This is a genomic window from Janthinobacterium sp. UMAB-56 (assembly GCF_900095265.1).
Lineage (GTDB): Bacteria > Pseudomonadota > Gammaproteobacteria > Burkholderiales > Burkholderiaceae_D > Janthinobacterium.
Genome location: NZ_LT607654.1, coordinates 252,715 through 263,458, shown reverse-complemented (window position 1 = coordinate 263,458; position 10,744 = coordinate 252,715). Strand labels below are relative to the sequence as shown.

Here is a 10,744-nt window from a genome sequence, read left to right as displayed (position 1 = left end):
GGGCGAGCCGTATAATGACGCTCATTTTCTGGCCATTCAGGGAGTTCCGCTTGCAGCTACCGATCCGTTATCCGAACATGCCGCAACTGCTGCTGAAGGCCCGCGACAGCCTGCTGCAGCATTTTCGTCCCATCCTCAATCACTTCGGCGTGACGGAGCAGCAGTGGCGCATCATGCGCGCACTGAATGAAAGCCCGACCCTGGAACCGCGCGAGCTGTGCGCGATATGCCAGATTTCCAGCCCCAGCATGAGCGGCATCCTGGCGCGCATGGAAGAAATCGGCTTGATCGGACGCAGCAAGTTTGAAGGCGACCAGCGCCGCCGCAAGGTGCATTTGTCGGAAGCGGGCGCCAGCCTGTTGCTGCAGATGGGCAAGTTAATCGATTTGCAATATGAGCACCTGGAAGCGGCTTACGGCAAGCAAGTGTTCGAAGACATGCGCCGCGCCCTGGAAGCCTTCATTGCGCTGGAAGCTCTGCCGGTGGCGCCCGCCATCCTGCGCTGACGCCCAGTCCCGTCCTCCCGGCTTTCCCTGCCTGAGCATCGACCAGGCACGTGTTTTTCAACACGTGCCGCCGCTGCTTTTCCCATGCCTGTTCCGCACATTTCCCCATCCTGCCGGGCTAGCGCCTGCGCGCCTCTCGGTTTTGCTATAAGACTACAGCTTACAGCTAATCGCTTACATGTTAGTGAATAAGCGTATAATTTGCCCTACTTGATCCAAATCAAGAAGAACAGCGGACCCCCATTCGTCGGATGGGGCGGCAACGCGGCGCTACAGCCTGTATTGCGCCATCGCGGCGGCGATACTTGCCGGACGTGCAATAAAACAGGAAAGTCAGGAAAAATGAACACACCATGCATGCGCGCAGCGGCGCTAGCCATCTCCACGCTCATCGGCGCAAACGTTTGCGCCCAAGGCAATGTCACCATTTACGGCGTGCTCGATGCGGCTAGCGCCTACGCGAGCAACCAGGGCGGCAAGTCGAACACGTATATGCGCAGCGGCAATTTGTCCGCCAGCAAGATCGGTTTCCAGGGCGTGGAAGACCTGGGCGGCGACTTGCAGGCGCTGTTTTTGCTGGAAAACGGCTTTGAAAGCGATACGGGCGCGCAAAGTTCCGCCAGCAGCCTGTTCAACCGCCAGGCTTACGTGGGCTTGCAATCGAACGCCTACGGCAGCCTGACGGCCGGCCGCCAGTACACGCCTTACTACCTGCTGGTGGGCTCGCTGGCGTCGAGCAATGTCTTGACGGGTGCTACCGGTGCCCACCCGGGCGATATCGACGGCCTCGATACCACCGTGCGCATCAGCAATTCCCTGACTTACAGCATGCCCGCATGGCGCGGCCTGCAGGCGAGCGCGCAATATGGCTTCGGTGAAGCGGCCGACGGCGATGCCGTGGGCAGCAGCTTCAGCGCCGCCGTCAAGTACAGCGCAGCGCCAGCCGAATTCGCGCTCGGCTATCTGAAACTGAAAAATGGCGGAAATGGCGCCGGCTGGAGCGACAACGCCTCGGCCAGCTTCGGCATTTCCGCCATCAACCAGGGCTACGCCTCGGCCGAAAGCATCGAATTCATCGCCGCCAGCGCGCGCTACACCATGGGCAAGTGGATGGTGGGCGCCAATGCCAGCAATGTGCAATACCAGGCGGGGAGGCGCTCGACCTTCCGCGACACGGCCATCTTCAACACGGCCGGCGTGATTGCCCGTTACCAGTTGACGCCGCAGTGGTTTCTGGCCGGCGGCTACAGCGATACTTTCGCCAGCCACGCCAACGGCGTGTCGGACCGCGCGCGCTACCGCCAGCTGTCGTTCGAGCAGAATTACGCGCTGTCGAAGCGCACCGCGCTCTACCTGATCGAAGCGCGCCAGCTGGCGCGCGGCCAAACCTTGGGCCAGGACGGCGCCATCGTCGACGCCGTCGCCTCGGTCGGCGATGCGCAAAATGGCACGCCATCGTCGAACGGCGGCCAGACGGTGGTGATGGTCGGTCTCAAACATTCTTTCTGAACGGTTGCTGAACTCACGGGAGCTTCAATTGGATACTACACATCACAAAGAGGGAAGCAGCCCTCTGAATCCCGGCCGCCGCATGGTACTGGCCGGCTTGCTGTCCGCTTCGGTCGCGGCGCTGATACCCTGGGCGCTGGCCGAGCCGGTCGCCAATGCGGAGCAGGGCGCCTTTCTGGGCGTGTCGGCCATGCTGGTGGGGCGTCCGGTGCTCGACCCCGTGCTGGCCACTCGCCTGTATGACGCGCTGGTGGCGCAGGACGCCGCCTTTCCCGCCAAGGTGCGCGCGCTGCTGGCCTTGATCAATGCGCAGGGTTTGCAGGCGGCCGGCTTGCAGGAAGCGCTCGACGCGCTCGACCCTGCCCGTTCGCCGCTGGCGGCTTTGCCGCGTCAGATCGCCAGCGCCTGGTACCTGGGCATCGTCGGCACGGGCGAGGCGGCCGTCTGCGTCGCCTACGAGCAGGCGTTGAACGCGGCCGTCGTGGCCGACGTGCTGAAACCTCCCACGTATTCCTACGGCGCCTACGGCAGCTGGGCCAGAAAACCAATTTAAGGAGCCATCATGGCTGAAGAACTCTCCGCCGATTACCTCGTGATCGGCTCCGGCATCATCGGCTCGCTGGCCGCGCGCAAGCTGGCGCTGGCGGGCGCCTCGGTGCTGATCCTGGAAGCGGGCCCGCGCGTCTCGCGCGGCGAAATCGTCGCCCGTTTCCGCAACACGACGCGCCGCAGCGACTGGATGTCGCCGTATCCCTCGGTGGCCACGGCGCCGCACCCGATCTACCAGCCGAAGGACAACGGCTACCTGGTGCAGGCCGGCCCGTACCCATACCCGGCCGAATACATCCGCCAGTTCGGCGGCACTTCCTGGCACTGGGCCGCGCAAGCCTGGCGCAATGTGCCGAACGATTTCCGCATCCATACGCTATACGGCGTGGGCGTCGACTGGCCCATCAGCTATGCGGACCTGGAGCCGTACTACCAGGAAGCGGAAGACATCATGGGCGTCTCCGGTGCCGACAACACGGGTTCGCCGCGCAAGCAGCCCTTGCCGATGGAGCCGGTGACGGAGCCGTATGCCATGCGCCGCATCCGCGAGCGCCTCGACCCGGCGTTCAAGGTGGTCGGCAACACGGTGGCGCGCAACAGCGTCAGTTACGATGGTCGTCCTGCCTGCTGTGGCAATAACAGCTGCCAGCCGATCTGCCCCATCGACGCGCAATACCATGGCGGCATCGCCGCGCTGCAAGCGGAAGAAGCTGGCGTGAAAATCGTCGTCAATGCCAATGTCTACAAGCTGGAACACGACGCGCAGGGCCGCATCACGGCGGCCCTGTACTACGACGTGGACAAGAACAGCCACCGCGTTACGGCCAAGACCTTCATCCTGGCGGCCAACGGCATTGAAAGCCCCCGCTTGCTGCTCGTTTCCGCCTCGGAAAAATATCCGAACGGCCTGGCCAACAGCAGCGACATGGTGGGTCGCAACCTGATGGACCACCCGAGCACCTCGATCACTTTCGACGCCGATGAAGACCTGTGGCTGGGTCGGGGCCCGCAAAGTCCGAATTCCATCAATACCATGCGCGATGGCGACTTCCGCAGCCAGCATTCACCGTACCGCCTGGATTTCACGAACATCTCGCGCGTGGATGGTGCCACCAAAGAGTTGATAGGCAAGGGTGTCTTTGGCGCGCAATTCGAACAGCAGCTGCGTTTCCGTTCGGCGCGCGAAATGAGCCTGAAAAATGTGCTGGAAGTGCTGCCGAACCCGGAAAACCGCATTGCCCTCAGCAGCGAGAAGGATGCCATGGGCATCCCCAAGCCGCAGGCGCACTACGCGATCGACGACTACACCAAACGTGGCCACGAGCGTTCCAAGCAGGATTTCGAACAAATCGCCAGGCTGATGGGCGGCACCAATCTGCGCCACAGCAAGGAAGGCGTGTTCGCCAACAACCAGCACATCTGCGGCACCCTGTCGATGGGTTCCGATCCGGCCAAGGCCGTATGCGACCAGTGGGGCCGCACGTTTGATCATGCCAACCTGTTCCTGTGCAGCACCGGCGTGCTGCCTACGTCCGGCACCTGTAACTCGACGGAAAACGGCCTGGCCGTGGCTCTGCGCACCGTCAAGCACATTCTCGACGAACAGGGAGCGAAAGCATGATGGCGGCCTTCAGACTGGCGGCGGGCGCCGCCTTGCTGTCACTTTTCAGCCTGCCGGTGCTGGCGGCGGCCCCCCCGGGCGCCGACGTGCAATCCATCGAGCGTGGCCGCTACCTGGCCACGGCAGGTGACTGCATCGCTTGCCACAGCGTGCCTGGCGGTAAACCGATGGCAGGCGGCCTGGCCCTGGCCACGCCGCTCGGGCCCATCGTCGCCACCAACATCACACCGTCGAAAACGCATGGCATCGGCAACTACACCTTGCAGCAGTTTTCCGACGCGCTGCGACGCGGCGTGCGGGCCGATGGCGCGCACCTGTACCCTGCCATGCCCTATACGGCCTATGCCAAGGTGACGGATGACGACACGGCTGCCTTGTACGCCTACTTCATGCATGACGTGGCGGCGGTGGACGCGGCGCCGGCAACACGGACCGACTTGCCATTCCCCTTCAATATCCGCCTGTCGATGGCGGGCTGGAATGTGCTCTTCCTCGACACAAAGCCGTTCGTTGCCGATGCGTCGAAAAGCATGGAGTGGAATCGCGGCGCTTACCTGGCGCAAGGACTGGCCCACTGCGGCACCTGCCATACGCCGCGTAATGCGCTGATGGCCGAGCAGTTGTCGAAAGCGCTGGGCGGCGCGGACCTGGGCACCTGGCATGCGCCGAACATCAGCTCGGACAGTAACAGCGGCATCGGCAGCTGGAGCCAGCAGGCGCTGGCAGTCTACCTGCGCACGGGCCGGGCAGCGCACCGGGGCCAGGCCGCCGGTCCCATGGCCGAAGTCATCGACCATAGCTTGAAGCACTTGAGCGATGCGGACTTGAACGCCATCGCGCATTACCTGAAAAGCGTGCCGGCCGTGCGCGATGCGGCTGACACGAAACCGGTGACGCAATGGGGCCAGGCGGGCGACGACTTGCGTGCCATACGCGGCGTGCCACTGCCGCAAAACCTGAACACGATGTCGGGCGCGCAGCTGTACGATGCGCAATGCGCCAGCTGCCACCAGGCCAGGGGCGAGGGCAGTTTCGATGGCAGCTTGCCGCCGCTGTTCCATAACTCGGCGACGGGCCGCAGCAACAGCAACAACCTGGTGATGGCCATGCTCGATGGCGTGGCGCGGCAGGACGGTGGCAGTGGCCAGCTGATGCCCGCCTTCCGCCACACGCTGACGGACGAGCAGATCGTCACCCTCGGTAATTACGTGCAGACGATGTACGGCAATCCCGCAATCAAGGTGACGGCGCAACAGGTGGCGACCCTGCGCAACGGCGGCGCGCCGTCAAACCTGATCGGCCTGGCCCGCGCCGGCATCATCGTCGGCGTGCTGTTGCTGCTGGCCTTGCTGGTGTGGTGGCGGGGACGCCGGCGCAAGGCGATGTAAGCATAATCCCATGGCAAAGACTGGGGCAGACTCGAAAGGGTCTGCCCCTTTTTTATGCCTGATGATTGCAACTCGTTTGCATATGCGACAAATATGTACTATCATTAGTTACATGAGACGCGACAGCAAACTATCATCGATCCTCCATGTGCTGCTGCACATGGCCCACGCGGGACGCCCGATGACGTCCGAGGAACTTTCCGGCTACCTTGACACCAACCCCGTGCTGGTGCGGCGCGTGATGGCCGGCTTGCGCGAACGCGGTTATGTGGCCTCGATCAAGGGCCATGGCGGCGGCTGGCGCATCGTCTGTGACCTGCACCGCGTGACCCTGCAAGACATTTACGTGGCCGTGGGTTCGCCCACCATCTTCGCCATGGGCAACCGCGTCGACCAGCCGGGCTGCCTGGTCGAGCAAGTGGTGAACCAGTCGCTGGCCGGCGCCTTCGACGAAGCCGAGGCACTGCTGATCCAGCGCTTTGGCGCTGTCACCCTGGCCGACCTGGCCGACCGTTTCAGCCAGCAATACGACCTACACCGAGGAGCACACCATGCACATTCCTGAATTGCCTTTCGCCCCGTTCGACGTCATCATCGTCGGCGGCAGCTACGCCGGCCTGTCCGCCGCCACGCAACTGGCGCGCGCCCGCCGCCGCGTGCTAGTGATCGATGGCGGCCAGCGTCGCAACCGTTATGCCAGCCATTCCCACGGTTTCCTGACCCAAGACGGCAGCGGGACGGCCGCCATCGCGGCCGAGGGCAAGGCGCAGTTGATGGCGTATGCCACCGTCACCTGGCTGGACGGGACGGCCGTGCAGGCAGCCGCCAGCAGCGATGGCGATGGCTTTGCCGTGACCCTGGCGGACGGCAGCGTCATGCACGCTCGTCGCCTGGTGCTGGCCACCGGCGTAATTGATGCATTGCCTCCCGTCGTAGGCCTGGCCGAACGCTGGGGCAGCAGCGTCTTTCATTGCCCGTATTGCCACGGCTATGAATTGCAGCAGGGCGCCATCGGCGTGCTGGCCACCGGACCCCTGTCCATGCACCATGCCCTGATGCTGCCCGACTGGGGCACGGTCACTTTTTTCCTGAATGGCGCATTCGAGCCCGATGCGGCGCAGCTGGCGCAACTGGCCGCGCGCGGCGTGACGGTGGTGCGCACACCCGTGGCGCAGATCGACGGCGTGGCCGACGTGGTCATGGCGGATGGCAGCCGTCATGCGATGGCCGGCCTGTTCGTGGCGACCAGCACCCGCCAGGCCAGTGGCCTGGCCGGCGAATTGGGTTGCGTGCTGGAAGAGGGCGCCATGGGCCCGTTTGTGCGCACCGACGAGCAAAAGGCCAGCAGCGTGCCAGGCGTCTTTTGCTGCGGGGATGCGGGGCGCATGGCCGGCAGCGTGGCGTTCGCGGTGGCCGATGGCGCCATGGCCGGCGTGGCAGCGCACCGCTCGCTGATGTTCGGACTGGATCAGGCGGCAAAACCGCCATCGATCTTCAGCCCCGCGCCCGTGACGAACGCCGCTTCTGCACTGGCCAGGTAGGCTACCATGCCGGCGATTTCATCTGCCGTGCCGTGGCGGGGCAGGGCCATCAGGCCGTGCATCAGGTCGGCGAAGTCGCCCGTCGGCGGGTTCATGTCGGTGGCGACGGGGCCCGGCTCCACATTGTTGATGGTAATGCCGCGCGGGCCCAGGTCGCGCGACAGGCCTTGTGTCAGGCCGCTCAGCGCCGATTTGCTCATGGCGTAGGCGGCCGCGCCGCCGAAGGGCATGCGGTGTGCATTCGTGCTGCCGATATTGATGATGCGCCCGCCCGTTTGCATGTGCGCCACGGCCGCCTTGATGGCGACGAACACGGCGCGCACGTTGACGGCCACGGTCTTGTCGAAATCTTCCAGCGAAAAATCATCGATGGCGCCGGGCAGGAACACGCCCGCATTGTTGACGAGGATATCGACGCGGCCAAACTGCGCCGCCACCTTGTCGATGGCCGCCGTCAGGGCGCTGGCGTCGGCCGCATCGGCCTGCACGCCCAGCGCCTTGCCGCCGCCAGCCTCCACCGTGGCGGCCAGCGCTTGCGCTTCGGCGGCGGAACTTTGATAGGTGAAGATGACGTTGGCGCCTTGCTGCGCCAGGCGGCGCACGATAGCGGCGCCGATGCCGCGCGAGCCGCCGGTAACGAAGGCGATCTTGTTTTGCAGAGGCTGGGAGGAGGTGGTATGGGTTTGCATGATGGGCTTTCTAAGTGGGGAATCGAGAAGCTCAGTATCTGCCTTTCATTACGGTCGCGCTAGCCATGAATCGCTACAATCACTTTCAACCATAAGTATCGAATGAACGGGTAGAATAGGCGCATGGATGCCCTCAATCACTTGCAATCCTTCGTGCTGTCTGCCGAATTGGGCAGCTTTTCCGCGGCTGCGCGCCGCCTGGGGCTGACGCCTGCGGCCGTCAGCAAGAACGTGGCGCGCCTGGAAGCGAGCCTGGGATTGCGCTTGTTCCAGCGCAGCACGCGCCGCCTGACGCTGACGGAAGGGGGCGAGCGCTTCCTGCAGCAGATAGCCGGCGCCCTGTCGACCTTGCAGGAAGCGATCGCCGGCGTGGCGGAAGAGGGCGGTCAGCCGGCCGGCATATTAAAAATCAGCATGGCACCGTCGTTCGGGCGCAGCTACGTGGTGCCGCTGCTGGGCGAGTTCATCGCGCGCTATCCTGGCGTCATCCCCGACTGCCATTTCGACAACCGGCAAGTGGACTTGATCGGCGAGGGCTTCGACGTGGCCATCGGCGGCGTCATCGAACTGACGCCGGGCGTGGTGGCGCGCGAACTGGGCCACGCCCACGTCGTCGCCACGGCGTCGCCCGCCTTCATGCGTGGCAAGAGCATGCCCGTGCACCCTTCGGACCTGGCGCACTTTGACGGCGTGGCGCGCCGCTCGGCCGGCAGCGGGAGATTGCGCAGCTGGATACTGCGCGACGGGCAGGGCGGAGAAGGCGTGGCCGAATCCCGCCCGCGCGCCATCTTCGACGACCCGGACGCGATGGCGCAGGCGGCCGTCATGGGAGTCGGCGTAGCGCTGCTGCCCATGCCGCACGCGCTGGCCCACTTGCGCAGCGGCGCCTTGATCCGCTTGCTGCCCGGCTGGCGTGCCGATTCCGGTCCCCTGTCAGTGTATTATCCCAGCAAAAAGATGCTGCCCGCGAAGACGCGCGTCTTCGTCGATTTTTTGCTGGAGCAGTTCCGCCAGCGCGATTTCGCCGGACAGATACGGCCCGATTAACCAATGAAAATTTTCCATGCATAGCAATTACAGCCTGTTTTACACCTTGGATGGCGATCTGCCCGTACGTTTCCGGGAAGCGCGCGTATTCGGCACCACCGTCTGGACGGCCAGCGGCGCGGTCGAGACATGGGGCGAGGAGACGCGCACGCAGTATGCGAGCGAAGCCGAAGCGCACGCCGCATATCTGGCCCATTGCCGCGCCGCCCTGGCCGATGGCCATACCTTGGCGCGCCAGAGCGTCATCGACCCGGCCGTCTTCGATTTCGCGCTGCTGCAAACCCTGGTGGCGCACGCCGCGCGCCTGGCATTTGGGGCCGTGCGCCGTGCCCATCCTCTCCAGCACATCGACGCGTTTGCGCTGGTGAGCGACGACAGCGCGATGACCATCGGGCCCATGGCGAACAGCCGCGAAGCGCTGGCCGCCTCGGAATATGGCGAAGAGATGCTGTGGAACCCGGCCGAATGGGCGTTTGACGAGGGTGGCGCGTATTTCGACAGCGCCTACCGTTTGCTGCTGCAGGCGCACCGCGACTTGCCGTTCGAGGTCGCTTTCGCCACCTTCCGTAGCGGCGTGTTCGACGCCTGCATCGAGGCGCTGGCGCAGCTCGACGCCGAAGGCTGTTTTGGCACGGGCGTGCAGCGCGACGAGAGCGTATTGCTGTTCGAGGTCAGCGACAGCGAGCCAGTGGAAGGCGCCATGGCGCGCCTGAATCCACCGGCGGTGGTGGCGCGTTTCGAGGCATGGATGGCCAGCTGGGCGGAGTGAATCTTACGCCGCCACCAACCTGAGTCGCGTAATCTCGGCCGGGGCGCCGATGCGCTTCGGCGGGCCCCAGTAACCGGTGCCGCGGCTGACGTAAATCCACAGGCGGCCGCGCCGGTGGAGTCCCGCCACATACGGCTGCTGCAGCGGCACGAACAGATTCCATGGCCAGAACTGCCCCCCGTGCGTATGGCCCGACAATTGCAGGTCGTAGCCGGCCGCTTCTGCCTCGGGCGCGCTGCGCGGCTGGTGCGCCAGCAGGATGCGGGCGATATCGGCAGGTGCGCCGGCGATGGCCGCCTGCGGGTCGCTTTTCTGGGCCGGATCGAAGGCTTGCGCGTTGAAGTCGGTGACGCCGGCCAGGGCGAGGTGCGCGCCATCGTGCTCGAGCACCGTGTGCTCGTTCATCAGCACGCGCAAGCCCAGGCGGCGAAATTCCGCCACCCACGGTGCAGCGCCCGAATAGTATTCGTGGTTGCCCGTGACGAGGAAGATGCCGTGGCGCGCGCGCAGCTCGCCCAGTGGCGCCGTGTGGCTGCCCAGTTGCGCCACCGTGCCATCGACCACGTCACCCGTGATGGCGATGATATCGGCCTGTAGGCCATTGGCGCGCGCGACGATGGCTTCCACGTAGGCGCGCTTGATGGTGGCACCCACGTGGATGTCGCTCAATTGCACGATGGTTAATCCTTGTAAGGCGGCGGGCAGGCCGGCAATCGGCACCTTCACCTCGCGCACGCGCGCCACGCGGCGGGCGTTGATGAAGCCGACGACGGTGGCCAGCAGCGCCAGGAGCAGAACGGCCACGGCGGACGCCTGCGCGTGCGGGCGGGCGGCGGGGATCAGCATCAGCAGCTCACGCAGCACGGTCAGAACGAACAGCGAGGAAAAAAAGCCCATGCACAGCGAACCGGCCCAGCTCAAGCGGTCGGCCAGGCGCGCGTCGTTGGTGACGGCGCGGGCGAAGATGGTCATCGGCATCAGCATGGTCGACGCCAGCAAGACCAGGCCGCCCAGCAGCCAGCCGGCCAGGCCGACGGGCAGCGATGGCAGCAGCAGCCAGCCCAGCAGGGCGTGCAGGGCGCCCAGTATCATGGTGATGCGCAGCAGCGGCGCGCGGCTTGTCAT

General features: G+C 64.9%; 11 protein-coding genes. 9 read left to right on the top strand and 2 right to left on the bottom strand.

The features are described from left to right. Positions 1 to 50: 50 nt before the first annotated feature. From hpaR to K0F85_RS09785, 7 genes are all read left to right on the top strand, one after another. Entirely contained in the window at positions 51 to 506 is a 456-nt protein-coding gene (hpaR, locus tag K0F85_RS09815; protein ID WP_257572659.1) for a homoprotocatechuate degradation operon regulator HpaR, read from the top strand. A gap of 342 nt (positions 507 to 848) precedes the next feature. Next, positions 849 to 2,015 carry a porin gene (locus K0F85_RS09810; protein WP_219115853.1) on the top strand — a complete coding sequence of 389 codons (1,167 nt, stop codon included), beginning with the start codon at positions 849 to 851 and terminating at the stop codon, positions 2,013 to 2,015. 28 nt (positions 2,016 to 2,043) lie between these two features. Further along, a complete protein-coding gene (locus K0F85_RS09805) occupies positions 2,044 to 2,568 on the top strand; it encodes a sorbitol dehydrogenase family protein (RefSeq protein WP_257572658.1) in 525 nt (174 codons plus the stop codon). A gap of 9 nt (positions 2,569 to 2,577) precedes the next feature. Further along, positions 2,578 to 4,185, top strand: coding sequence for a GMC family oxidoreductase (locus K0F85_RS09800; RefSeq protein WP_219115852.1), 1,608 nt, complete (start codon positions 2,578 to 2,580; stop codon positions 4,183 to 4,185). Further along, on the top strand, positions 4,182 to 5,573 hold the full coding sequence (locus tag K0F85_RS09795; protein ID WP_219115851.1) for a cytochrome c: 1,392 nt from the start codon (positions 4,182 to 4,184) through the stop codon (positions 5,571 to 5,573). The genes K0F85_RS09800 and K0F85_RS09795 overlap by 4 nt, the downstream gene beginning before the upstream one ends. A 112-nt stretch (positions 5,574 to 5,685) precedes the next feature. Continuing rightward, a complete protein-coding gene (locus tag K0F85_RS09790) occupies positions 5,686 to 6,138 on the top strand; it encodes an Rrf2 family transcriptional regulator (RefSeq protein ID WP_219115850.1) in 453 nt (150 codons plus the stop codon). Further along, positions 6,125 to 7,114, top strand: coding sequence for an NAD(P)/FAD-dependent oxidoreductase (locus tag K0F85_RS09785; protein ID WP_219115849.1), 990 nt, complete (start codon positions 6,125 to 6,127; stop codon positions 7,112 to 7,114). The genes K0F85_RS09790 and K0F85_RS09785 overlap by 14 nt, the downstream gene beginning before the upstream one ends. Here K0F85_RS09785 and K0F85_RS09780 read toward each other — a convergent pair. Continuing rightward, positions 7,042 to 7,803: an SDR family oxidoreductase gene (locus K0F85_RS09780; RefSeq protein ID WP_219115848.1), complete on the bottom strand. Its 762-nt coding sequence runs from the start codon at positions 7,801 to 7,803 to the stop codon at positions 7,042 to 7,044. The genes K0F85_RS09785 and K0F85_RS09780 overlap by 73 nt on opposite strands. A 123-nt stretch (positions 7,804 to 7,926) precedes the next feature. Here K0F85_RS09780 and K0F85_RS09775 point away from each other — a divergent pair, with 123 nt between their 5' ends. Together K0F85_RS09775 and K0F85_RS09770 are read left to right on the top strand one after the other, a co-directional pair. Next, the gene (locus tag K0F85_RS09775) at positions 7,927 to 8,850 is read left to right on the top strand and encodes a LysR family transcriptional regulator (RefSeq protein ID WP_219115847.1); all 924 of its coding nucleotides are present in this window, start codon (positions 7,927 to 7,929) and stop codon (positions 8,848 to 8,850) included. Between the two features lie 16 nt (positions 8,851 to 8,866). Then, entirely contained in the window at positions 8,867 to 9,619 is a 753-nt protein-coding gene (locus tag K0F85_RS09770; protein ID WP_219115846.1) for a DUF4303 domain-containing protein, read from the top strand. A gap of 3 nt (positions 9,620 to 9,622) precedes the next feature. On the opposite strand, the gene K0F85_RS09765 is transcribed toward K0F85_RS09770, so the two are convergent. After that, on the bottom strand, positions 9,623 to 10,744 hold the full coding sequence (locus K0F85_RS09765; RefSeq protein WP_219115845.1) for a metallophosphoesterase: 1,122 nt from the start codon (positions 10,742 to 10,744) through the stop codon (positions 9,623 to 9,625).

Bases quoted from the DNA above. Each gene is read 5' to 3' on its own strand.
- K0F85_RS09810 (WP_219115853.1), top strand. From the start codon at position 849: ATGAACACACCATGCATGCGCGCAGCGGCGCTAGCCATCTCCACGCTC.
- K0F85_RS09800 (WP_219115852.1), top strand. From the start codon at position 2,578: ATGGCTGAAGAACTCTCCGCCGATTACCTCGTGATCGGCTCCGGCATC.
- K0F85_RS09795 (WP_219115851.1), top strand. From the start codon at position 4,182: ATGATGGCGGCCTTCAGACTGGCGGCGGGCGCCGCCTTGCTGTCACTT.
- K0F85_RS09790 (WP_219115850.1), top strand. From the start codon at position 5,686: ATGAGACGCGACAGCAAACTATCATCGATCCTCCATGTGCTGCTGCAC.
- K0F85_RS09785 (WP_219115849.1), top strand. From the start codon at position 6,125: ATGCACATTCCTGAATTGCCTTTCGCCCCGTTCGACGTCATCATCGTC.
- K0F85_RS09780 (WP_219115848.1), bottom strand. From the start codon at position 7,803: ATGCAAACCCATACCACCTCCTCCCAGCCTCTGCAAAACAAGATCGCC.
- K0F85_RS09775 (WP_219115847.1), top strand. From the start codon at position 7,927: ATGGATGCCCTCAATCACTTGCAATCCTTCGTGCTGTCTGCCGAATTG.
- K0F85_RS09770 (WP_219115846.1), top strand. From the start codon at position 8,867: ATGCATAGCAATTACAGCCTGTTTTACACCTTGGATGGCGATCTGCCC.
- K0F85_RS09765 (WP_219115845.1), bottom strand. From the start codon at position 10,744: ATGACAAGCCGCGCGCCGCTGCTGCGCATCACCATGATACTGGGCGCC.